Below are 23179 nucleotides of genomic sequence, written 5' to 3'. Positions count from 1 at the left end.
ATCCAACAGCGCCTACATAGTTCACCGCCGATGGCAAGGCCGGATAGTCAATTGTCATCAATCCGAATCTTTCCAAGAGAATCGAATAGAAGTGATTATAGCTACATCCACCAGCAGGCGGTGGCTTTCGAGGGGACGACGCCTGCAACCGGCGCTGCGAGTCTGCCTTCCCGGGTAGCCGTCGTGGTCAGTGTGCTGACGGGCGAACTGTCCGGTCACGCGTAGCGCTGAGCGGCGGGTCGACAGCGCTAGAACGCACCCAGGTGATCGTCTCGGGGTTCGTACAGACCGCCGCCCATCCGTATCTCGTGGATCTCGTCCAGCGTCTCACCGATCGACAGGCCGCGTTCGTTCATCACCGCCACGATGACGCCGATCGGGACGCCGTTCGGGTACTGTTCCAGGAGGTGCCGGACGACGCTTTTGAGATCGTCGCCCGTCACGTCCTCGTCCAGATCCGGCCGTGCGCGCTCTAGGTCCACGTCGTGTCCCGTCACGCGGTGGTGTCGGCGGTAGAACTCGACGACCTCGTTCGGGGTCTCCGTTTGCTTTCTTTCGTCACACTCCGGACAGACCGCAACGTACGACGCCTTCTCTTGCGTGCTCATGATTGGTCCGTGCTGGTTCTGGGATCGTGCGCTGGTTTCGTTCGGTCCAGGTGGCGAGTACCGCACCGGCTGTTCCGCAGGTCCCTCTCTATCGCTTCCTCGCACGTACGCGACTGGATCGGGGGATACGATGACGTCACGAGTTGTAGGCCTCCTGGGCGAGCCGGTGGAACCTGTGGACGGTGTGTTCGTTCGGCCCGAGCTGCGCCTGTGCCAATGCCCCGGTTTTCAGCCCCTCCCACTGACGTTCGACCAGTTCGAAGTCCTCCTCCTGGAGTTGCCGGCTGGTGCGGACGAACTCCTCCTCTTCGTCGGAGAGGTCGGCGTCCTCGAAGTAGTAGTCGGCGATGAGCTGGAAGCGGTCGGTGTCGATGGGGTCGATGACGTAGGTGCCGTAGCCGTCGGCGGTCCCGTACATGTTGACCGTGAAGTTCGGCCACAGGTAGTGGAACTGCGCTTCGTGTTCATCGTGGATGCGCAGCTCGTCGTCGACGTCTTCCTCGTGGGTGTAGTGGAGCACCCAGTGGTAATCGTTCACTTCCAGCTCCGACTCGTCGAGCTGAATGCCCTCGATCCAATCTTGGTGGTTAGATTGGCAGTGGTCGCACTCGGAGTAGTTGCTGGCGAACACCTTCCAGTTGCACTCGACCTCCGAGACGATCCGGCAGGCGTGCTCGTACTCGCCGAGCGGCAGCGCTTCGAGCCTGTCTTTCATTTCGCCGGCCTGTTCTTCGAGCGGCATGGGATCGTCGCTCAGGTTGACGAAGATGAACGGGCCGATCGTGTCGACGTTGACGGCGTTCAGGGCGTTCTCTTCGGGGTCGAGCTCTCGGACGTCCTCGTCCTCGAGATCCGGATTCAAGCTCGCCTCCTCGAAGCTCCGCGGCGTACTCCTGAGGGTTCCGTCGAGATCGTACGTCCAGAGGTGGTACGGACACTGGATCCGGCTCGCGTCGCCCGGGTCGGTCATCGGCGTGTCCTCCACCATTTTGGATCCCCGGTGGGCGCAGACGTTGTCGAACGCCTTGGGCCGGCCGTCGTGACCGCGCACGATGATCAGCTTGCGATTGCCGACGTCCCTCGTGAAGTACTGACCCGGTTCTTTGATGGCGTTGGCGTGGCCGGCGTAGACCCAGTACCGGCCGAACACTTTCTCCTTTTCCATCTCGAAGACGTCCGGCTCCGTGAAGTACCGCGCCGGCAGCGCGTTCGATTCGTCCGTGATATCGTCACTCACGTGTTCCGTCTGTGAGTCGTCCCACTGTGTCATATAGTACCAACACCGGAGCGGTTACTAAAACCGTTCACCAGTGATATTGAACATCAATATAAACCGGGTAGAATACGGCGCCCGCGAACTCGGCGCCGTACGCGCGGTCGAACGCCGATTCCGAGAGAGGAGAGCGTCGCGCCAGCGGGCGAACCGACGCCCACGCGCGAACGCTAACGATGGATCGAACCTTCGGCCCGTTCGATCGCGTTTCACCCAGGTGAGAGGGAGAAAACAGCGGACGAGAACGAGTCGGCCGTTCTGCCCAACCATCGCGTCGGCTCGGACGGGGTCGCGGCGTCACCGCTCGGTGGCGACGCTGTCGCGGATTCGGTCCACGATTTCGTCCCGCGACGGTCGTCTCTCGGGGTCGTCCGCGCTGTAAACCCGCTTCACGACCAGGTCGATCAGGTTGAGCCGTTCCAGCAGTTCGCGGGTGCGTCCGCGATCGAGATCCAGCTGCTGGTGGACGTCGTACAGCGTCAGCGACGACGCGATGGCGTCGATCAGCTCTTCGAGCTCGACGCCGTCGGGCAGGCCGATGCCGTCGGTGACGAGCTGTTTTCTCGAAACGTGCTCGCTCGGCCCGTTCGCCTCCCCCGCCGACGCTCGGTCGAGGGCCGGCGCCGTTCTTTCGGTCGGGTCCGTTGGCGGGTCTGGGGAGAGCGTCTCTTCTTCCACCTCGCCGGGCGCGTCGGTCGCTTCTATCGCTGCCGGGTCGTCGTCGACCGCGTCCTCCGTCTCGCCCCCGGCGGTCGTGTTGTAGGACGCGGGCTCGTGGACTCCGGCGTCGATCATGTACCGACGGACGGTCTCCGAGGTGACGTCCATTTCGAGCGCGTCGGCCATCGCCGTGAACGTGTCGAACGAATCGTACAGGCACCGGAGGTACTCGACGTCTTCGTAGGGCGGCAGGTCCTCGTTTCGCGCGGCCTCGAGCGCACTCTCGGTCTCGGCCCCGGGATCCGCCTCGCTTTCCGTCTCGGTGCCGCTCTCCGATCCCGCGGCGGATCCCCGCTCGTCCTCGCCCACGCTCGTCGCTACCTCGTTCGGCTCTTCGAGAGGCGTCGAGGTCGAGACGGCGACCTCCTCTGGCTCCGCGTCCGCATCCACACCGAGAGCGAACGTCACGAGGATAGTCCCGTCGGCGGCGACGCGGACGTCCTCTCTGGCGGTCGAAACACTCTCAGGAGCGCACTCGTCCATCGACGGCACGATCGACGGCGGGAACTCGAGCCGTAACTCGCCGCCGTCTCCGAGCACCGCCGTCACGGGCGACGCGTCGGGTTCCGAGCGGTCGTTCGCGGCCGAGCACAGCGGCACGGCGACGTCGACCGTGACGCTCAGTCCGTCTCTCTTCCCCCGCTCGGAGAGCGTCGCCTCGACCTGGTGGACCGTGCCCCCACCCGATTCGTACCGCTCGAGTATTTGCGAGAGGATCTCAATCGAGGTACTGACTCCCATGCTACTGTGTACTACTCACCTCAGCGCGGAGAATAAGACTGAGTGAGGAATAGTTCACCCGTTTAAATCCCTGTGGCGAATCCGAGCTCCGAGCGACGGCGTTCGCCGGGCGGCGTTCGAGTGCCCCCGTTCTCGAACGGCCGGCGAACGGAATCCTCCAACGGAGGATACGAGTAACGGTTGTTTGGCACGACCAGCAGTTCGCCTGTTCAATCAAACCTCTGGGTCGTTCCACCCGAGGGAACCGGTGGGTTGTGAACCTTAATATTCCAACGCTCGGGGCATCTTCAGGCGCGGGAGGATGTCAGTCCGATCGCGCGAACCACTACTTGTAACAGATTCGGTACGTTGTGGTTGATGTCGAGGCGGGCGATAAGTATATTTGTACACCTACGGGACACCGCACTGTCAATGACGAGCACACACGGCAGCTTGCCGGCCGAAGCGGACACCGTTATCGTCGGCGCCGGTATCGTCGGGTGCAGTGTAGCGTATCACCTGACCGAGCTCGGACGCGACGGCGTCGTCGTCGTCGACCAGGGACCGCTCCCGACGACCGGCGGATCGTCCAGTCACGCCCCGGGGATCATGTTTCAGACCGCGGAGCCGAAGGTCCTCACCAAGTTCGCGATGTACAGCCGGCGGCTGTACTCCCAGTTCGAGGACGGAGACGGCGAGCCGCTGTACAACGAGACCGGCGGGATCGAGGTCGCTCGGTCCGACGAGCGCATGGACTTCCTCCAGCGTCGCGTCGAGTGGGGGAAATCCTGGGGCGTTCCCGAGCCCCAAATCCTCTCGCCGGAGGAGGTAGCGGAGAATCTCCCGCTCGTCGATAGCGACGTCATCGAGGGTGGTTACTACTCGCCGACCGACGGTCAGGTGTCGGGCGTGAGGGCGTGCGCCGCGTTAGCGGAGGCGGCCACGGAGCGGGGGGCGACGTTCGTCCCCCACACGAGGACCGAGAACGTCGAGGTCGAGGGCGGCGAGGTCCGGTCGGTCGTCACCGAGAACGGCGAGATCGAGTGCGACGAGGTGGTGATCGCGACGAACATCTGGGCGCGCCAGCTCGGCGAGAAGCTCGGCGTCCACCTCCCGGTGACGCCGGTCGAGCACCAGTACACGATCACCGAACCACTCGAAGAGCTGGCCGAGAGTCGAAAGGACGTCACCGACGATCCGGTGTACGAGAACTACAGAGACGTCTCCGGCGAGAAAGCCGATCGACTCCTCGTCGGGCCCGACCGGCCGATCCTCCGCGACCAGGACAACGCGATGTACTTCCGGACGCACGGAGACGCGTACGGCATCGGGTCGTACAACCACGAGCCGCTCGTGCCGGACCCCCAGGAGCTGGGCGGTAACGATTCGGACGGCGAGCAGGGGTCGGTACACGAGTTCTCCGAGTACCACATGAACAACGCGACGCACCCGGACCGTCCGGACAAAGCGCCTCGTCAGGCCAGCGACGAACTGCTCCCGGCGACCGAGGGGAAGGAACTCGAACACAGGTACAACGGGATGTTCGCGGAGTCGCCCAACGGCCTGCCCGTGATGGGACCCGTTCAGGAGTACGACGGGCTCTGGACCGCGGCCGCAATCTGGGTCACGCACGCCGGCGGCGCGGGCAAGGCGCTCGCCGAGTGGATGGAAAACGGCGTCCCGCGCCTGCCCGAGGGGCCGATCGACCTGCGCCACTGCGACGTCAACCGCTTCCAGCCGCACGAGGGGAGCTGGGACTTCGCCCGCGACATCGGCGGCGAGGAGTATCGAATCGTCTACAACATCGTCCATCCCAAGTGGACCTGGACCGACCACCAGCGCGACATCCGTCGCAGCTCGGTGTATCACAAGCTCGAGGAGCTCGACGCCGAACTGTGGGCGGAGGCGGGCTGGGAGGAGGCCCACTGGTTCGATTCGAACGCCGATCTCCTGGCGCGGTACGGCGATCAGATCCCCGATCGCGACGGGTGGGAAGCGAAGTACTGGTCGCCGATCGAGGGCGCCGAAGCGCTGCACGTGCGCAACGCCGTCGGCCTCCACGACATGACGTCCTTCAACAAGATGGAGATCAGCGGCCGGGGAGCCGCCGAGTTCGTACAGTACCTGTGCACAAACGACATGGACATCGACGTCGGGCAGGTGCGCTACACGCTCATGTGCAACGAGGAGGGCGGCGTGCGCGCAGACATCACCGTCACGCGGCTCGACGACGACAGGTACCTGGTGTTGACGACCGGGCGAGAGGTCGGGCAGAACCACCTCGCGTGGATACGCGAGCACGCGCCGGCGGACGTGGTGGTGCGAGACGTCACGTCGAACCTGTCGTCGTTCGTGCTCACGGGTCCCGACGCGCGGAAGGTGCTCGAGAAGGTCACGCGCGCCGACCTCTCCAACGACGGATTCCCGTATTTCACGTCCCAGGAGATCTTCGTCAAGAACGTCCCGGTCACCGCGCTTCGCGTTTCGTACGCGGGTGAACTCGGCTGGGAGCTGTACACGCCCGCCGAGTACGGGGAGCGACTCTGGGAGGTCCTCTGGCAAGCCGGACAGGAATACGACCTCAGACCGTACGGCAACGGCGCGCTCGACTCCCTGCGCATCGAGAAGGGGTTCCGGCTCTGGGGTGAGGACCTCCACACCGAACACAATCCCTACGAGGCGGGCCTCGGCTTCGCCGTCGATCTCGAGACCGACTTCATCGGGAAGAGCGCGGTCGCCGAGGCGGCGGACGGGGAGAACGTCCGCCACGAGATCGCCTGTTTGACGCTCCGGGACGAAGACGCGGTCGTCTTCGCGGATCGCCCCGTTCTCGACGGCGACGAGACGCTCGGGTACGTCCACAGCGCCGAGTACGGCTACACCGTCGGCTCGTGCATCGCGTACGCGTACCTCCCGCCGGGGTACGCCGAGCCCGGTGTCGAGGTCGAAATCCTCCACGAAGGCGAGCGCTACGAGGCGACGGTCCGCGAAGAACCCCTCTTCGACCCCGAACGCGAGCGCGTGCTCTCGTAGCGCCGCCCCGCGCGGCCCCTGCGACGTCCGCCCGATTTCTTTGTCGCCGAGAAGTGAATACCCGGCGGTCACGGCTGTTCGATGGAAGCGCCGGCGTCCGTACCTGCCGTCGAGAGCGAGTCGTGCGCCCCCCGAGGAGGAACTCGTCGAACACGTCATCGGATCGGACGTTTGTGGATCGACCGTCGCTCCGCGCACAAGATGTGCCTTGTGAGTCACATCGCCCGTCAGCGCGGGTTACGCGACGTCCCTGGTACTTAAGTGACCGTTGCACTTATGACACTAACCGTACGATCGGGGTGTGTTATATGAGCACAGACGGCCTCCCCTCGCGAGCCGATACGGTGATCGTCGGCGCCGGCGCTGTCGGGTGCAGCGTCGCGTACCACCTGACGGAGCTCGGATGTGACGACGTCGTCGTCGTCGATCAGGGGCCGCTCCCCGTTACGGGCGGCTCTTCGACGCACGCACCCGGAATCGTGTTCCAGACGTCGCCGTCGAAGATCCAGACCAAGACGGCTCACTACACGAGCCGATTGCTGAAGGACGCGGGCGTGTATACGGAAGTTGGCGGCATCGAGCTCGCGCGATCGGAAGAGCGGATGGACTTCCTCCGGCGCCGCGTCGAGTGGGCGACGTCGTACGGGCTTCCGGGGCCGGAGCTGCTCGACCCGGAGGAGGTCTCCGAACGGCTTCCGCTCGTCGACCCGGACGCGATTCTCGGCGGGTACTACTCGCCGACCGACGGTCAGGTGGCCGGAGCGGAGGCGCTCAAGTGGTACATCGAGACGTCGCCAGCGCGCTTCTTCGGGCACACCGAAGTCACGGACATCGACGTCAGCGGCGGCGAGGTGCGGGCGGTCGAAACCGATCGCGGCAGCATCGAGTGCGACCGGTGCGTTCTCGCCACGAACAACTGGGCGTACCAAACCGGTCAGATGGTCGGCCTCGACCTGCCGATCGCGCCCGTCGAGCACCAGTACGTGGTCACCGAGCCGATCGACGAGCTACGGGGAGACGGCGAGACGATCGGCGACGCCACCGCCGGACTGGAGGTCCCCGGCGATCGACAGCTCACCGAGTACATGGCTCAACCCCCGGACCGGCCGGTCGGTCGCGACCAGGACAACTCGCTGTACTTCCGGACCCACGGCGACGGCTACGGGCTCGGATCGTACAACCACGAGCCGCTGGTCGTCGATCCGGACAAGATGGGGACGAACGCGGAGGACAGCCAGGCGTCGGTCCACAGGTTCACCGAGAAACACTGGACGAAGCCGACGCACCCGAACCGCGACAAGCCGCCGCGGCAAGCGTTCGACGAGCTGCTCCCCGCGACGGCGGGCAAGGAGTTCCGCGTCGCCGAGAACGGAGTGTTCGTCTACACCCCCGACGGGATGCCCGTCCTCGGCGAGACGGCGCGGATCGACGGCCTCTGGACCGGGCTGGCGATCTGGTGGACGCACTCTGGCGGCTACGGGAAGATCCTCGCGGAGTGGATGGAAACCGGCGTTCCGCGGCTCCCCTCCGGCCCCGTCGACACGAGCGCGATTCACGTCAACCGCTTCGGACCGCACGCCGGCAGCAAGGAGTACTTCACGGATCGCGGCGGACTGCGGTACCAGCAGGTGTACAGCATCGTCGAACCGCGGTGGCAACCGGACGACCACCGCGGGCTCCGGGTGAGTCCGTTCTACCACCAACAGCGGGAGCTCGGCGCGGAGTTCTACCAGAGCGGCGGCTGGGAGACCCCGCAGTGGTACGACCACAACGTGGATCTCGTCTCGAAGCACGAGGAGCGGATTCCCGAGCAGGACGGCTGGCAGGGCGTCAACCGGTCTCCCATCGAGGGCGCCGAGCACCTCCACACTCGCGAGGAAGTATCCATGTTCGACATGACGACTTTCAGCTCAATCATGGTCGAGGGCGACGACGCCGGCGAGTTCCTCCAGCGGATCTGCACTAACGACGTGGACATCGACGTCGGGCAGGTTCGGTACACCACGATGCTGAACGAGGGCGGCAACGTCCTGGCCGATCTCACCGTCGCTCGTCTCGACGAGGGCGAGTACATGGTGACGACCGGCGGGGGGAACTCCCCGGGCATTCACGGCTCCTGGATCGAGCGGCACGCCCCCGAGACAGTCTCCGTGACGGTCGAGGAGTCCGCGAAGTGTACCGTCGGGCTGTGGGGTCCAAACTCCCGGCTCCTGCTCCAGCGCGTCACCGACGCCGACGTGTCCAACGGCGGCTTCCCGTATTTCAGCTGCAAGCGGCTCTACGTCGGCAGCGTCCCGGTAATCGCGCTCCGGGTCTCGTACGTCGGCGAACTGGGATGGGAGCTGTGGGCACCCTCGGAATACGGCCGGAAGCTCTGGGAGACGCTGTGGGAAGCCGGGCGAGACCTCGGTCTCAGGCCCATGGGTGGCGGCGCGCTCGAATCGATGCGGCTCGAGAAGGGCTTCCGGCTGTGGGGAACCGACATCGACACGGACGTCAACCCGCTCGCCGCGGGGCTTCCGTTCGCGGTCGACCTGGACACCGACTTCGTCGGGAAGGAGGCGTTGGTCGAAGCGAAGGAGAAGGGTATCGACGACCGAATCGCCTGCCTGACGCTCGACGAGTCGAGCGACGTCGTGCTGAGCGGGCGGCCGGTCTTCAAGGACGGCGACGCGGTCGGGTACGTACAGGCCGCCGACTACGGCTACAGCGTCGGCGAATCGATCGCGTACACGTACTTGCCGAGCCAGTACGCCGAGGCGGGGACGTCGGTCCGGATCGAGTGCGAAGGGGAGACGTACGACGCGACGGTTCGCGACGAGCCCCTGTTCGACCCCGGTCGCGACAAGATCGTGCGGTGATACCAGCGGGGGCCGAATTCCACACCGACCATTCGAGCGCACGAGCCGCCGATCGACTACTCCCGCGGTAACGAAACACGCCCGTTGACAACGAAACACCCTTGAACATGAGCGAATCGAGAGAACTCCTGATACGGTACGAAGACATCGAGCGAGCACGCGAACGGCTGGACGACGAAATGGTCGTCAAGCGAACGCCCGTCGAACGGAGCACGTCGCTCGGCGACCTCGTCGGCGCTGACGTGTACCTGAAGCTGGAGCATCTACAGTGGACCGGATCGTTCAAGACGAGGGGGGCGTACAACAAGATCAGTCAGGACGTCGACGAGGGAATCAACGAGTTCGTCGCCGCTAGCGCCGGCAACCACGCACAGGGGGTCGCGCTGGCGGCGACAAAGTGCGGTGCGGACTCGACGATCGTGATGCCGAAGAACGCCCCGCAGGCGAAGGTCGACGCGACCCGCGGGTACGGGGCGACCGTGGAGCTCGTCGGGCAGGACTTCCAGGAGGCGATGGAGTACGCGCAGTCGCACGCGTCCGAGACCGACGCCGAGTTCGTCCACGCCTACGACGATCCGGACATCGTCGCCGGTCAGGGAACCCTCGGCGTCGAGATGTACGAGAACTGCCCGGACGTCGATACGATCGTCGTTCCGATCGGCGGTGGCGGACTCGTCGGCGGAATCTCGACCGCGATCGACCACCTCGCCCCGGACGCGCGCGTCGTCGGCGTCCAGGCCGACGGCGCCGAAACCGTCCACGAGAGTCTCGACAAGGGCGTCCCGGTGACGCTCGACGAGGTCGATACGATCGCCGACGGCATCGCGACGGGCGGCATCTCCGAGCTGACGCTGTCGCTCATCGAGGAGCACGTCGACGAGATCGTCACCGTCTCGGATTCGGAGATCGCGCGCGCGATCCTCCTCCTGCTCGAACGAGCGAAACAGGTCGTCGAAGGCGCCGGCGCGGCGTCCGTCGCGGCGATCCTCAGCGACGACCTCGACGTGCGTGGCGAGACGGTCATGCCGCTGCTCTGCGGCGGGAACCTCGATATGACGATGTTACAGACGGTTCTGGTTCACGCGCTCACGGAGCGCGAACAGCTGTTGCAGCTTCGCGTGCGGATCAACGACGCGCCCGGCAAGATGGAGGAGATTTCGGGCGTCATCGGCGACCACGGCGCGAACATCCGAACCGTCCGCCACGACCGGTCGGTCGATGACTTGACTATCGGCGAGGCCTACCTGCTGTTCGAGGTCGAAACGAGCGGCGCCGAACACGCGAAATCCATCGTCCGGTCCATCGAGTTGGCAGGGTACACGGTTGAGGACCTCAATCGGGGATGAAAGGATAACGAGGAGTTTCGGAGGAACGGAGTGGAGTGAGCGACGGGGTCGGAGACGCCGAGACTACGGGTCTGTAGTCGAGCGCGTCGCAGGAATCGCTGATTGATGGCACTGCTGGCCGGTAACGGGCGCGTCAGCGTAACTGAGTGCGTCGGAAGAGCCGATCCCGATCAGTCGTCGGACGGAACCGCCGCGCCGCCCTCGCCGGTGCTGACGCCCGTCCCGGGGCCGATGTCGATCTCCAGTTCCGCGAGTTTTTCGTCGGGAACGACGCCGTCGACCCAGCCGCGGTGCTCGTAGTACTCCGCCTTCATCTCCTCGAGTTCGCAGTACTCCCCCTCGCTGGCACCCTGGCCGGGCGTGCCGCCCTCTTCGAGGAACACCTCGGGCAGGGAATCGTCGTCGCCGTCGAAGCCGGCGAGGTTGTTGTAGTAGCGTTCGAGGTTGTAGATGCGCTCGCCGCACTCGAGCAGATCCTCCTCGCCGTAGTCCAGCCCGGTCATGCCGTTGAACTGGAGGACGTACTCCTCGATTCCCTCCGCGAAGGCGTTGAACTTGCAGATGTCGAAGCTGTCCGAGATAGCGTGGAGGTCCTGGAACTGGGCGGTGAGTTCACCCTTGCCCTCGTACTCGTAGGGATCGACCTTCTCAGGGATCCCCAGAATCTCGGCCGCGGGCGTGTATCCGCGGAGATGGCAGGCGCCGCGGTTCGACGTGGCGTAGCCGATCCCCATCCCCTTCATACAGCGCGGATCGTAGGCGGCGATAGCCTGGCCTTTGACGTCGAGACGGCAGTCGTGGGCGTCGATCTCCTCCGCCACGCGCTTTTGGCCCTCCGCGAGCAAATCCGCCAGCTTGTCCTCCCGGTGGGCGACGCGCTCTATCATCTCGATCATCGTCTCGCTGTCGCCCCACTCCAGCCCGTCGTCCAGGTCGTCGAGATACCCCTTCTCGGTGGCGTCCATCGCCATCGCCATGATGTTCCCCATCTCGATCGTGTCGACGCCAACGTCGTTGCAGCGATCGATCATCACGGCGATCCTGTCTCGGTCGTCGTTGGCGGAGTTCGTCCCCAGCGCCCAGGCGGACTCGTACTCGAACGACTCCATCCGGACGTTCATCTCCTCGCCCTTGTGCATCGCCGACACCTCGACCTCCTTCTTGCAGGCGACCGGGCAGGAGTGACACGTCGGCTCGTCGACGAGGATGTTCTCGCGGACGTTCTCGCCGCTGATCTTCTCCGCGTCCAGGTCCTTCGGACGGTCCTCCTCGTTGTCGTTGTACGAGATCGCGGAGGTGTACCGGCCGTTTTTGGTCGGGTGGCCGTCCATCTCCTCCGTGATGTTCATGAGGACGTTCGTCCCGTACATCGAGAGGCCGCCCTCGTTCGGCGCGGTGACATCAGATTCGGTGATCGCCTGCATCGCCTGCTGGTGGCCCTCTCGGAACGTCTCCTGATCCTCGGGCTTCGGCATCTTCGTCCCGGACTTGACGACGACGGCTTTCAGCCGCTTGTTGCCCATCACGCAGCCGGTGCCACCGCGGCCCGACGCCCGGTCGTCCTCGTTCATGATACACGCGTACCGGACTTCGTTCTCGCCGGCGGGGCCGATCGCCATGATCGAGAGGTTCTTGCCGTACGCGCCGTCGACCTCCTCTTCGATGGCGTCGCAGGTTTCGTGAACGCCCTTCCCCCACACGTGCGAGGCGTCGCGGAGTTCGACTTCGCCGTCCTCGACGTACGCGTAGACGGGGTCTTCGGCTCGCCCCTCGAAGAGCAGGCCGTCGAAGCCGGCCCACTTGAGCCGCGCGCCGCTCCAGCCACCGTGGTGGGAGTCGGTGACGGTCCCCGTGAGGGGTGATTTCGTGCAGACGGCGATCCGACCGCTCATCACCACCTGCGTGCCGGTGAGCGGGCCGTTCATGAACGCCAGTAGGTTATCGGGCCCCAGCGGGTCGACGTCCGGCCCCTGCTCGAAGACGTACTTCACCCCGAGGCCGCGCGCGCCGATGTACTTCTTCGCGTCCTCGTCGTCGATGCCCTCGTACGCTACGTCTCCGTCCCCGAGATCGATCCGCGCGACGTGATTCTGGAAGCCGCCGAGTTCTGTCATAGTTTCACTGTGTGAGTTGATTGTCCGTCGGTCAGTTTTTCCTGATGAGGATCTGCCCGGTGCTCTGGACGAGTACGGTGTAGCCGTAGTACGAGAAGGTGATACACCCCGCACTGGGGGCGCTTCCGTTGTCGGACTCGAACGCGGTGTCCAGCGCTTCGGGATTGATACTGTCGCTCAGCGGTGGAAGGTTCCGCGGACTCTCGCCTTCGTAGTCCGCAATCGCCTCGACGATCCGGTCGCTCACCCATCCCTCCCCAGCCCATTCGTGGTGAAGGTGGTGAGTCGTTCGGTTGGATGCTGAATCTAAAGCGCTACTCATGTGACGACCATCACCGGTCACCCACATGGTGTTTGATGAGGAATATGCCTCACTTTTAAATATCCTGGGTGGGGAATTCGCGGACGACACCGCCGACAGCAGCCCCGCGTACTTCCGGAACGATCCGCACCTCGTGCGAGCTGGAGGTAGAGGGAATATCGTAGTCAGCCGGCGGTTTCGAAGCCCGTCCCCCGGTGGCGTCTCTCGGTTCTTCGTCGAGAATCTGTGAACTCCACCGATACTCCCTATGAGTCGACGTCCTCGTCCTCCATCAGCGCTGCGGAGATCAAGTTCCGCATCCCCCGCCGCAGGCGGCCACTCATCGCGGTCGAAGACACGCCGATCTCGTCGGCGACGTCGCTGAGGGCCATTTCGCGGGGTTCGCTGAAGTAGCCGCTTCTGTAAGCCACCTTCAACGCCTCTTCCTGTTCCTCGGTCAGTCCGTACGAGATGTCAGAGACGTCCCCGATGTTTCCGTAGACCTCCGTTATGTCGAAGTGGATACCGTGCCTCTTCGCGTACTCCCACACCGCGTTGAGAGCCTCGCGATCGGGGAGCTGTAACTGCACGAACCACCCGCCGCTTCTGGTCTCCGCCCGCAACATCAATCCGTTAACGCTAGTCACCGCGGGGCTCAGTAGTTTCGTTCGATCCGAGTGCTCGATGTAGTAGATGTACGTGTCGCCGCTCTCGTCCACGAGTTCGTAGCTGTCGACGGTCGGATCCTCGTCGAGGTGGGTTTCGAGTTCCCGGCGGTCGTCGTGTCTGATCAGAAATGGAAAGACGTTCGAGTCCGGATCGGTGTTGGCCTGGGTGATGACTTCGATAGTGGCGTCGTCCGATTTCCGTAACGTGGGAAGTAAGGCGAGTTGGTCGTGCTCTATGTAGATTTTCACTGTGAGAGACATGTCTGTTCTCGATTCTCTTTCGGCCGGTTATCCGTCCCTCGGATCCCGGATCCGGCGAATCACGCGAGCGTCTTTGATCGTGGACGAACACGGTTCGGGCGATTCGATAGTCATACCACTACGGGCTTCGGGAAGGACCATAAGAGTATTGTCAAACGAGTGTGAATTGCGCACGGGTATACTAGTAGCCGCGTGCCTGCACGGCAACGAGAAGGCGTTTTCCGGCACGTCGCGCACGCTAACGACGTCAGCGCTTCGTTCGCGTCGGCGTATCCGGTCGCTTCGAAATCAGGAGTGCGTCCACCGATCGCGGGCTTCCGCGACGACGTAGAGCGAACCGGTGACGAGGACGAAGTCGCCCGGATCTGCCGCCGTCAGCGCCCGTTCCGTGGCCTCGAGGACAGAAGCGGTCCGGACGAGCGTCGGTGCGTGACCGTCGAACGCCTTCGCGAGCGCATCGACGCTTTCGGCGCGGGCGACGTTCGGTTCGCAGAGGTAGACCGAATCGGCCGGAGGGAGTTCCGTCGCCATCCGCCGATGGTCTTTCTCCTTCACCGCGCCGAACACGAGGTGGAGGTCGTCGAACTCGTACCGATCGACGAGCGGAGCGAGCGCCGCGCAGGCTCCGGGGTTGTGCGCGCCGTCGAGAACGACGAGCGGGTCCGTCGACGTGATCTCGAACCGGCCCGGCCAGTGTGCGTTCCGGAGCCCCTCCGCGATCGTCTCCGGTTCCACGGTCTCGATCTGTCGGGCCAGCGTCGCGGCGATGCCGGCGTTCGTCGCCTGGTGCTGGCCGAGGAGTGGCAGGTTCGTCTCGATCGCCCACTGGGGCGCCGTTATCGAGACGTCGCTCTCGACGCGGGAGGCCAGCCCGTGCTCGCGGGTGATCACGTCGGCGTCGTCGCTCCCCACGGTGATCACGTCCGTTTCCGTTCGGATCGCCTCGAGCGCCGCGCCGGTCGCGCCGGTCACGAGCGGCGCTCCGGACGGGGCAACCTGCGCCTTGTCGCGGGCGATCTCTTCGACCGTGTCGCCGAGAATGTCGGTGTGCTCGAGGGAGACGCTCGTCACGGCGCTAGCGATCGGATCGACGACACTGGTCGCGTCGTACCGGCCGCCGATGCCGACTTCGAGGACCGCGACGTCGACGCGTTCGACGCTGAAGTGGTGGAGCGCCAGGGCCGTGAGAACCTCGAAGTACGTCGGCGAGTTCTCTTCGTCGCGCAGGCGTTCGATACAGCCGTCGATCTCTTCGACGAACGCCCCGACGCGCGCCTTCGGGATTTTCCGGCCGTTCACCCGGATCCGCTCGCGCGGATCGTTCAGATCAGGCGACGTGTAGAGGCCGACAGCGAGTCCCGCGTTCCGAAGGACGCATTCGAGCATCCGCGCCGTGCTCCCCTTCCCGTTCGAGCCCGCGATCTGGACGCAGTCGAGCTCGTCCTGCGGACGGCCGAGGTGGCGGAGCAATTCGGCCGTCGTCGCCGTTCCGAGTTCGGGGCGGCGACGTTGCAACGACTCCAGATACTCGATCGATTCGTGGTACTGCATGCCAGCCGTCCCGTTCGGCGACTCCATTAATGTGTCGTCGACGTTCAAACGCGCGACGGGGAACGGTGCGACCTTCGCTCGAGGCGGTGGTCTCGACGGAGATCCGTCCGCCGTCGTCGAATACCTTCGGGAGCGGGCGTAGCCACACCGATTTTCATACCGTCGTTTCGCTGACGCGAATTGCGATCGGCAATCACATCGTATCTCCTGGGTTTCAGGAGAAACAAGGTTCAATACCGGCGAACGGGAAGTGCCGAACCGGATGTCACTGAGAGAGATCGAGCCGTCAGTGTCGACGGACGACCGACCGGTGCGCGTACGCAAGAAGCCCGTCGGACGACACCGACGGCGGACAGGGACGAAGGCGATCGGTGCTCGGGGGCGGCGGGTATGACCCGCGAACTGACGGAGATAACCGTCGTCGGCGACGATGACTCGGGGCTCATCGCCGACATTACGTCCCTCCTGTTCGAGCGCGGCATCGACATCGTGGACCTCGATCAAGCCGTTCGGGACGAGACGTTCCGGATGACCATGCGCGTCGACGCGTCCGAGGCCGAGATCACTCGCGTAACGCTTCGGGAGGAACTCCACGAACTCGGGGACGAATTCGGCGTCGACGTGCAGGTTCTGTTCCCCTCCGACTGTGAGAACCAGTCCGTCGCCGTGCTCGTCACCAAGGAGAGCCACTGCCTCGAAGCGCTGCTCGATGCCCGGGACAGCGGCGAACTCGGGGCGGACATCGATGTCGTCATCGGCAACCACGACGACTTACGGCCGCTCGCGGCGGCGCGCGACGTTCCGTTCCACGACATCGGTGACGAGAACGGCAACCCCGACGAGGAGGAGCTGCTCGACCTGCTCGCCGAATACGACGTCGACCTCGTCGTGCTGGCCCGCTACATCCGCATTCTCTCGCCGGAGGTCGTCTTCCGCTACGAGAGCCGCATCATCAACGTCCACCCGAGCCTGCTGCCGGCGTTCCCGGGGGCGGCGGCGTACCGGCAGGCCAAGGAGGAGGGCGTCCGGATCGCGGGCGTCACCGCCCACTACGTGACGACGGACCTCGACCAGGGGCCGATCATCGCCCAGCGGGCGTTCAACGTCCCCGACGACGCGAGCGTCGACGAGATCAAGGCCCGCGGCCAGCCGCTCGAAGCCGAAGCCCTCCTGGAGGCGGTGCAGCTCCACCTCGACGACGCCATCGCCGTGCAACGCGGTCGCACGACGCTCGATAATTCGGGAGAGGTCGACGCGCAGCTCGGCGCTCCCGGCGAACTGGACCAGCTGAACCCGAGTCGCCCGATCGACAGCCGCGGGGAGTTCGTCGCCGACGAACGGGACGGAACGGCCGTTGCGGACGACTGACTCGCGACACCGTCCCGGGCTCGTACCCGGAGCGCCGTTCACGGATCAGCGGGAGGTGATCGCGCCTCCCGCACGACGCGGCCGTCCGATGGGAAGCAATACTCTGGCGCTTCCATCGACCCGCTCGGGGCGTCACCGAGGCGGGCGCACGGACAGTCGTTGATCGCTGCCGCGACGACGTTCCCCCGGCTCAGGGTCCTTCACTTCCGCGTGGCGGATCTGCGCCGCGGAACCGCCCGCGGAGGGGTGATCACTGATCGAGTTTTCACTTTCCGTCCGAAAATAACGTCACTGTACGTGTGAGAGCGGTCGGTCCACCTCGTCGCTTTCGACGCGGTAGGGGGGCGAAGGGAGTCTCGCCGTGAGCGCCGGTTGGCGGTCCGGAACCGTATTTTCCGCCCGAACCGTTCGAATCGCCCGAATCACTCGAATTACTCGAATCACTCGAATCGCCCGAACGGTCGTTCGAGCGGATTGAAGGTCGGTACGAGCGAGGGACGGCCGCTACTCGTTGGCCGCTATCGCTTCGATCTCGATCGCCGCGCCCTTCGGAACCTTGCCGACTTCGACCGCGCTGCGGGCGGGCGGCTCGTCGTCGAAGAATTCGCCGTACACCTCGTTGAACTCCTCGAAATCGTCGATGTCGTCGAGAAACACGGTCGTCTTGAGCACGTCGGCCATCGACAGCCCCTCCGACTCGAGAATCGCCTCGACGTTTTGCAGACACTGCCTCGTTTGCTCGCCGACGGACGCATCGGCCAGGAGGTCGCCGTCGGCCGTGAGCGGGAGCTGTCCCGCGGTCACGAGGACGGAGCCGTTCGTCGTCGCCTGGCTGTACGCGCCGACCGCGGCGGGCGCGTCGTCGGTGCTGAGAGTGCGTTTCACGACCGGGCGTACAGCGGAGGCCGACTTAAATCCAGGTTTCGGCGATCGCCGCTCCACATCACGTAATTCAGCGTACCGTTCGTGGTTGCGTGACCGCGCGCAAGATACTTACCCCCGATCGTCCACAACTCGAAGCATGGCGTTCGACCAGCCACTCGACCAGATAGCTCCGAGCGTGTCCGAGGCCGTCCGCCGCGAACGCGATCGGCAGGAATCGACGCTCGGAATGATCGCTTCGGAGAATCACGTCTCGAAAGCGGTTCTCGAGGCACAGGGGAGCGTCCTGACGAACAAGTACGCGGAAGGGTATCCCGGCGGGCGGTACTACGGGGGGTGCCAGCACGTCGACACCGTGGAGGAGGTCGCCGTCGAACGCGCGAAAGACCTCTTCGGCGCCGATCACGCCAACGTCCAGCCGCACAGCGGGACGCAGGCCAACATGGGCGTCTACTTCGCGGTTCTCGAACCCGGCGACCGCATCCTCTCGCTCTCGCTCTCGCACGGCGGTCACCTCTCGCACGGCCACAGCGTCAACTTCTCCGGGCAACTCTACGACGTCGAGCAGTACGAGGTCGATCCGGAGACCGGCTACGTCGACTACGACGACCTCGCGAGGCGAGCCCGAGAGGTCGAGCCGGATCTCGTCGTGAGCGGATCCTCAGCGTACCCACGGGAGTTCGACTACGAGCGCATCCGCGAAATCGCCGACGAGGTCGACGCGTACCACCTCGCGGACATCGCCCACGTCACGGGGCTCATCGCGGCAGACGTTCACACGTCGCCGGTCGACCACGCGGACTTCGTCACCGGGAGCACCCACAAGACGATTCGCGCGGGCCGCGGCGGGCTGATCATGTGCGACGAGGAGCACGCCGACGACGTCGACTCCGCGGTGTTCCCCGGCGCGCAGGGGGGGCCGCTGATGCACAACATCGCGGGCAAGGCCGTCGGGTTCGCGGAAGCCCAGACCGACGAGTTCGCGGCGTACGCCGAACAGGTCATCGCGAACGCGAAGAGGCTCGCAGAGGCGTTCGACGAGCGGGGGCTTTCGCCCGTCAGCGGCGGAACCGACAAACATCTCCTGCTCGTCGACCTGCGTGAGTCGCACCCGGACCTCACCGGCAAACGGGCTGAATCGCTGCTGAGCGACGTGGGAATCGTCGTCAACAAGAACACCGTGCCCGGCGAAACCCGGTCGCCGATGGTCACGAGCGGTATCCGCGTCGGAACGCCCGCGCTCACGACGCGCGGCTTCGGAGAAGCGGAGATGGACACCGTCGCTGAACTCGTCGTCGACGTACTCGATAACCCCGACGACGACGTCGTCGGCGATCGTGTTGCCTCGCAGGTCGACGAACTCTGTGAGAGGTTCCCGATCTACGGGTAGCGCGTTCGAGACCGCCCCGGCGCTCGCCCGCGACCGCGTTCCCCCCTCGTTTCTTTCGCGGGCGAGGAGGGGGACCTCCGCCGAAGCAAATACACTCCTATTACTGTCACGTTGTGGTTGAACGCCCACCGCGGTCGCGCGGCGGACACAAGTAGTCACTGCGACGACACGCGGAGTCCGAATTGAGAGGCGAGCGCACGGCGGCCCTCGACCGGTAGAGAAAGGGGGCCGGCGCCGGTCGCCCGTCCACGGGGATTCAGCGGACAGTCGGCGGTGGCGACTACAGCCCGATTACAGGGCGATCAAACGTGCACGGGAGGCAGGCGAAAAGCCCGTTTCCCGTTCAACCGGGCGGCGTTGTCCGCCACCGTCGAGCTCTCGGGCGGCAGCTCTCGTAGTTTGATCACCCTTCTCATCACCACACTCTGTTTATTTCTGCCACGCTAATGGATAGCAAACGGCAACATATATAATTCACATCGATGATGTCCGTACAGAGGCGAACAAGATGGATCTCCCACGAACGGTAGCAGAGCCTCGGATTCCGCCGTCGACAGCGTATCGTGCCGGACCACTGGCGTCGAAGCTCCTTTCGGCCCCGTTCAGAGGGCGATCGGGGCGACGATCGGCGGGCGTACGACGAACCGCTGAAGCCGAATGCCCGCGTCGCTCGCTCTCGGCGCCGCGACGGGATACGACGAGACGGGGGGCGACCTTCGTATGAGCGAAGACGGCGGAATGGTACGACGATTCGTTGACGAGCTCGATCCGATCGTATTCGGCGTCGGAGTCGCGGCGACGCTGTGCGCGATTACCGCGTTCGTTTTCAGGCCGGCGTCGGCCGCAAAGCGGTTGAACGAGGTGAACGCTTTTATCTGGAGTAACTTCGGGTGGTTGTACCTCCTGTCGATGTTTGGTCTCGTGGTGTTCGCGCTGTTCCTCGTATTCGGGCCGTGGGGGAACATCAAGCTCGGCGAACCGGACGAGGAGCCGAAGTTCGGTTTTCTGGAGTACTTCGCGATGCTTTACTCGGCGGCGATAGCCGCCGGCATCGTGTTCTGGGGCCCCGCGGAGGCGATTTTCCACTATGACACCGTTCCGTCGCTGTTCGATGCGCAGCCGCAGACCACCGAGGCGGCGATCGGAGCCGTCCAGTACACCTTTTTCCACTGGGGAATTTCGGCGTGGACGGGCTACGTCATCATGGGTATTCCGATCGCGTTCTTCGCGTACCGGCGGGGCGCACCGCTGCGCATTTCGACGATCATTCTCCCGCTGGTCGGAGAAGACAACCTCGACGGCGTCTGGGCGAAGGTGATCGACATACTGGCCGTGTTCGCGACCATCGGCGGGATAGCGACGACGCTGGGTCTCGTCGGCAATCAGTTCCTGACGGGAATCGAGTACACCACGGGGATCTCTGTCGGCGACCTGGAAACGATTCTCGTGATTACCGGACTGACGATCGCATTCACGGTGTCGGTCGCGCTCGGCGTCGAAAAGGGGATTCGACGGATCTCGAACTTCAACATGGCGCTGTTCGCCCTCGTCACCGTGTTCGTGTTCGTTACCGGCCCGACGGTGTATATTATGAACATCGGGACCGAGGCGGTCGGTCGGTACGCGAACCAGTTCATCACGATGAGTTTGTACACCGGCACTACCAACGGCGGCGAGTGGGTCGGCGCGTGGACCGTGTTTTACTGGGCCTGGTGGTTCTCCTGGACCCCCTTCGTCGGCCTGTTTATTGCGCGCGTCTCGCGCGGTCGCACAGTGCGACAGGTCGTCGGAACGGGCGTCATCGCGTCGACCGGCATCACGATTCCGTGGTTCGCCACGATGGGAGGGACCGCCATTTTCCTACAGAAGACCGGCGCTGCGAACATCCTCGGAGTCGTCGGGCAGTACGGCGAGGCGGGGTCCGGTTACCCGCTTCTCGGCGCGCTTCCGTTCGGGTCGATCGTGACCGCGCTGTTCTTACTACTCGTGACGACGTTTTTCGTGACGTCGGCCGACTCCTCGACGCTCGCACTCGGGATGCTCACGACCGGTGGTACAGAACAACCGTCCACGATCAACCGCGTCGTCTGGGGCGCCATCATGGGAGCACTCGCCTCACTGCTCATGGTGGTCGGCGGTGTAAACGCGCTGCAGGCGGCGGCGATCATCACCGGCGGTCCGTTTGCGGTCATCTGTCTGATCGCCGTCGCGGTGATGATCCTGGAGTTCAGGACGATCCAGGCGGTCTTCTTTAGCGAGGAGCGCGCCGTCTCGCAGACGGATTCGATGCAGGGTGTTCCCAGAGCTGAAGACGACTGAATCGGACGAAGCGTCCGGTCGTTCCCGGCGGGTGACGGTCTAGCTGGACCGAAACGGAATAGACGCCGCGGCCGTCTCCCTTCCAGTTGGTCGTGACCGGCCTTCGAAGGGAGTCAGCTTCGGTGCGTTCAACGTGTTCTGCGCGGTCGAGGTCATTCACCGCCCAGGCGACCAGGCGTCAGACGGCCGTCTGCCGGGTCTTGATGTGGTTTCGGCTTCACGAACGGGTATGAACCGAATCGTGCCCTTCGGAATCACGCTCTCAGTCGGCGCGTTGTTCGTCAGTTCGCTCACGCCAGTCGGAATCACGTTCGGGCTCAGTTTAGTTCTCCTCTGCGTGTACTCGATAGCGGTAGGACTGCTGCGCGACGGGTACCGTGCGAAATATCCGGTCGAATCCTAACCGCGACGACGGCGAAAAGGCGATAAAACGCGATCATTGCGGTATCGTCCGCGATGACGGTCAGGTACGAGGAAATCGTCTCCCGTCGCGGCGCGCGAGAAGGCGTCGAAGGCGGCGCTCACGGGGGTCGTGTTGCCGACGCGTACACCGCACCGAAGATGCACGCGCCAACACACGGATTGAAGTAGAGGGGTCGTGCGAGCCGGAGACGACGGAGGGGGCCAAGACTCAGGTGAGGAGCGACCACCCCGAGGGAAAAGACAGAAACCGTCGGGCGTCGTTGGATCCATATGGACGTTGATAACCGAACGCGCGTCGAAGCGGTCATGTCGACTCCTCTGCAAACGATCTCGGCGAAGGCGACGGTCGAAGAGGCTGCGAGAGCGATGCGGGAGCACAACATCAGCGCGCTCCTCGTACCGGGTTCCTCGACGGCAATCATTACCAGTACCGACGTGCTCGACGCCGTCGCCGACGGCCGCGACGCGTCGGAACTCCGCGTAGCCGACGTGATGACGGCGCCGGTCGAAACGATCACGTTGGATCTGATGCTGGAAGAAGCCGCCGCGATGATGACCAACTTCGGTATCAAACACCTGCCGGTCGTCGATACGGACGGGGATTTCGTCGGGATGGTCTCCTCGATGGACATCACGATCGCTCTCTCCTGACGACGGTGACGTTAGTCGGGACGCGTTCGGGCCCCGCCTCGACGTTTCCCTCGATCCCTCGCCTAACTGCGCCGCTCGCGGAGGCCGTCGACAGTACGACCGTGGCAGCGAGAGAGCGTATCGGTCGAGGACACCTGTCGAGTCCGATGCGGCAACGCGATCGGTCGTTATTACGATTATTTATGTTTATATACGTAATTTGTATATTAATTTTTTGTTTGTGAAAATATATGAAATCGTCCCTTGGGTTCTTCCGTGAGGGAGGGGTTCTCGTAGTCTGCGGCAGAAACCAGCGGATCCGGCGGTCCGAGTTCGCGGACCGAGGGGTTATTTTATCTGTTCGACGCGAGCGCGTCCGCGCTCTTTTATCCCCTCGAGGCGGGATTGAGCAGTAACTTGTGTTTCTCCGAATGTCGCTCCGACGAGGCCACCGATCGCACCGCCAGAGCTCGCAGCACTCTTGCTGATCAGGCCCCCGAGGGCCGCGCCAACAGCGGCCCCGAGTGCGGCGTAGCGGGCGCGGCTCAGGACACGTCTGAGATGTACGGACTGCATACAGAATCGGTAGCCGTTCACGGAAATAAGCGTTCTGACGCTCTCGGTGGATAGTGTTGTGAACCGGGCCATCGATCCCTCCTCGAATACGCTCGAACCGGCGCTGTTGGTCAGCTACGGTCGCCGTTCAGCGAT

15 protein-coding genes and 1 pseudogene are annotated in these 23179 nt (G+C 64.3%); 7 read left to right on the top strand and 9 right to left on the bottom strand.

Annotation, left to right across the window (positions count from 1 at the left end):
- Positions 1-248: 248 nt before the first annotated feature.
- The 3 genes from CNO20_RS14465 to CNO20_RS14455 form a co-directional block, all read right to left on the bottom strand.
- Complete coding sequence (locus CNO20_RS14465; protein ID WP_101296845.1) at positions 249-608, bottom strand: hypothetical protein; 360 nt, start codon at positions 606-608, stop codon at positions 249-251.
- A gap of 136 nt (positions 609-744) precedes the next feature.
- Positions 745-1878, bottom strand: a complete 1134-nt coding sequence (locus CNO20_RS14460; protein ID WP_101296844.1) for an aromatic ring-hydroxylating oxygenase subunit alpha — start codon at positions 1876-1878, stop codon at positions 745-747.
- A gap of 300 nt (positions 1879-2178) precedes the next feature.
- Positions 2179-3342, bottom strand: a complete 1164-nt coding sequence (locus CNO20_RS14455; protein WP_101296843.1) for a DUF8073 domain-containing protein — start codon at positions 3340-3342, stop codon at positions 2179-2181.
- 411 nt (positions 3343-3753) lie between these two features.
- On the opposite strand from CNO20_RS14455, the gene CNO20_RS14450 reads away from it, so the two are divergent.
- The 3 genes from CNO20_RS14450 (at position 3754) to ilvA (ending at position 10561) form a co-directional block, all read left to right on the top strand.
- Positions 3754-6354 (top strand): GcvT family protein, encoded by a 2601-nt coding sequence (locus CNO20_RS14450; RefSeq protein ID WP_101296842.1) that lies wholly within the window; start codon positions 3754-3756, stop codon positions 6352-6354.
- Positions 6355-6662: 308 nt separating this feature from the next.
- Positions 6663-9215, top strand: a complete 2553-nt coding sequence (locus tag CNO20_RS14445; RefSeq protein ID WP_101296841.1) for a GcvT family protein — start codon at positions 6663-6665, stop codon at positions 9213-9215.
- 107 nt (positions 9216-9322) lie between these two features.
- A complete protein-coding gene (gene ilvA / locus CNO20_RS14440) occupies positions 9323-10561 on the top strand; it encodes a threonine ammonia-lyase (protein ID WP_101296840.1) in 1239 nt (412 codons plus the stop codon).
- Positions 10562-10731: 170 nt separating this feature from the next.
- Here ilvA and CNO20_RS14435 read toward each other — a convergent pair whose 3' ends face one another.
- From CNO20_RS14435 to CNO20_RS14420, 4 genes and pseudogenes are all read right to left on the bottom strand, one after another.
- Positions 10732-12675 carry an aldehyde ferredoxin oxidoreductase family protein gene (locus CNO20_RS14435; protein ID WP_101296839.1) on the bottom strand — a complete coding sequence of 648 codons (1944 nt, stop codon included), beginning with the start codon at positions 12673-12675 and terminating at the stop codon, positions 10732-10734.
- A 31-nt stretch (positions 12676-12706) separates the two neighbouring features.
- Entirely contained in the window at positions 12707-12922 is a 216-nt protein-coding gene (locus tag CNO20_RS14430) for a DdfA family disk-determining factor (protein WP_199174854.1), read from the bottom strand.
- A 320-nt stretch (positions 12923-13242) separates the two neighbouring features.
- Positions 13243-13905, bottom strand: coding sequence for a helix-turn-helix domain-containing protein (locus CNO20_RS14425; RefSeq protein ID WP_101296838.1), 663 nt, complete (start codon positions 13903-13905; stop codon positions 13243-13245).
- Positions 13906-14202: 297 nt separating this feature from the next.
- A pseudogene (locus CNO20_RS14420) lies at positions 14203-15456 on the bottom strand (bifunctional folylpolyglutamate synthase/dihydrofolate synthase); the annotation flags it as partial.
- A 390-nt stretch (positions 15457-15846) separates the two neighbouring features.
- Here CNO20_RS14420 and CNO20_RS14415 point away from each other — a divergent pair.
- On the top strand, positions 15847-16824 hold the full coding sequence (locus CNO20_RS14415; protein ID WP_101296837.1) for a formyltetrahydrofolate deformylase: 978 nt from the start codon (positions 15847-15849) through the stop codon (positions 16822-16824).
- A 504-nt stretch (positions 16825-17328) separates the two neighbouring features.
- Here the strand turns inward: CNO20_RS14415 and CNO20_RS14410 are convergent.
- A complete protein-coding gene (locus tag CNO20_RS14410; RefSeq protein ID WP_101296836.1) occupies positions 17329-17709 on the bottom strand; it encodes a Rid family detoxifying hydrolase in 381 nt (126 codons plus the stop codon).
- A gap of 136 nt (positions 17710-17845) precedes the next feature.
- Between CNO20_RS14410 and CNO20_RS14405 the strand changes: the two genes are divergently transcribed.
- The 3 genes from CNO20_RS14405 to CNO20_RS14395 all read left to right on the top strand — a co-directional run bounded on the left by CNO20_RS14405 (position 17846) and on the right by CNO20_RS14395 (position 22489).
- The gene (locus CNO20_RS14405) at positions 17846-19096 is read left to right on the top strand and encodes a serine hydroxymethyltransferase (RefSeq protein ID WP_101296835.1); all 1251 of its coding nucleotides are present in this window, start codon (positions 17846-17848) and stop codon (positions 19094-19096) included.
- 720 nt (positions 19097-19816) lie between these two features.
- The gene (locus tag CNO20_RS14400; protein ID WP_101297156.1) at positions 19817-21415 is read left to right on the top strand and encodes a BCCT family transporter; all 1599 of its coding nucleotides are present in this window, start codon (positions 19817-19819) and stop codon (positions 21413-21415) included.
- 693 nt (positions 21416-22108) lie between these two features.
- On the top strand, positions 22109-22489 hold the full coding sequence (locus tag CNO20_RS14395; RefSeq protein WP_101296834.1) for a CBS domain-containing protein: 381 nt from the start codon (positions 22109-22111) through the stop codon (positions 22487-22489).
- A gap of 327 nt (positions 22490-22816) precedes the next feature.
- Here CNO20_RS14395 and CNO20_RS24385 read toward each other — a convergent pair whose 3' ends face one another.
- A complete protein-coding gene (locus CNO20_RS24385; RefSeq protein WP_101296833.1) occupies positions 22817-23044 on the bottom strand; it encodes a hypothetical protein in 228 nt (75 codons plus the stop codon).
- Between the last annotated feature and the right edge of the window lie 135 nt (positions 23045-23179).

The organism is Halegenticoccus soli, from assembly GCF_002844195.1.
Taxonomy (GTDB): domain Archaea; phylum Halobacteriota; class Halobacteria; order Halobacteriales; family Haloferacaceae; genus Halegenticoccus; species Halegenticoccus soli.
Note: the sequence above shows the minus strand (reverse complement) of the source record. Positions and strands in the feature narration are given on the sequence as shown.

Bases quoted from the DNA above. Each gene is read 5' to 3' on its own strand.
- ilvA (WP_101296840.1), top strand. From the start codon at position 9,323: ATGAGCGAATCGAGAGAACTCCTGATACGGTACGAAGACATCGAGCGA.
- CNO20_RS14445 (WP_101296841.1), top strand. From the start codon at position 6,663: ATGAGCACAGACGGCCTCCCCTCGCGAGCCGATACGGTGATCGTCGGC.
- CNO20_RS14450 (WP_101296842.1), top strand. From the start codon at position 3,754: ATGACGAGCACACACGGCAGCTTGCCGGCCGAAGCGGACACCGTTATC.
- CNO20_RS14435 (WP_101296839.1), bottom strand. From the start codon at position 12,675: ATGACAGAACTCGGCGGCTTCCAGAATCACGTCGCGCGGATCGATCTC.
- CNO20_RS14460 (WP_101296844.1), bottom strand. From the start codon at position 1,878: ATGACACAGTGGGACGACTCACAGACGGAACACGTGAGTGACGATATC.
- CNO20_RS14395 (WP_101296834.1), top strand. From the start codon at position 22,109: ATGGACGTTGATAACCGAACGCGCGTCGAAGCGGTCATGTCGACTCCT.
- CNO20_RS14455 (WP_101296843.1), bottom strand. From the start codon at position 3,342: ATGGGAGTCAGTACCTCGATTGAGATCCTCTCGCAAATACTCGAGCGG.
- CNO20_RS14400 (WP_101297156.1), top strand. From the start codon at position 19,817: ATGAGCGAAGACGGCGGAATGGTACGACGATTCGTTGACGAGCTCGAT.
- CNO20_RS14415 (WP_101296837.1), top strand. From the start codon at position 15,847: ATGACCCGCGAACTGACGGAGATAACCGTCGTCGGCGACGATGACTCG.
- CNO20_RS14405 (WP_101296835.1), top strand. From the start codon at position 17,846: ATGGCGTTCGACCAGCCACTCGACCAGATAGCTCCGAGCGTGTCCGAG.
- CNO20_RS14425 (WP_101296838.1), bottom strand. From the start codon at position 13,905: ATGTCTCTCACAGTGAAAATCTACATAGAGCACGACCAACTCGCCTTA.
- CNO20_RS24385 (WP_101296833.1), bottom strand. From the start codon at position 23,044: ATGCAGTCCGTACATCTCAGACGTGTCCTGAGCCGCGCCCGCTACGCC.
- CNO20_RS14465 (WP_101296845.1), bottom strand. From the start codon at position 608: ATGAGCACGCAAGAGAAGGCGTCGTACGTTGCGGTCTGTCCGGAGTGT.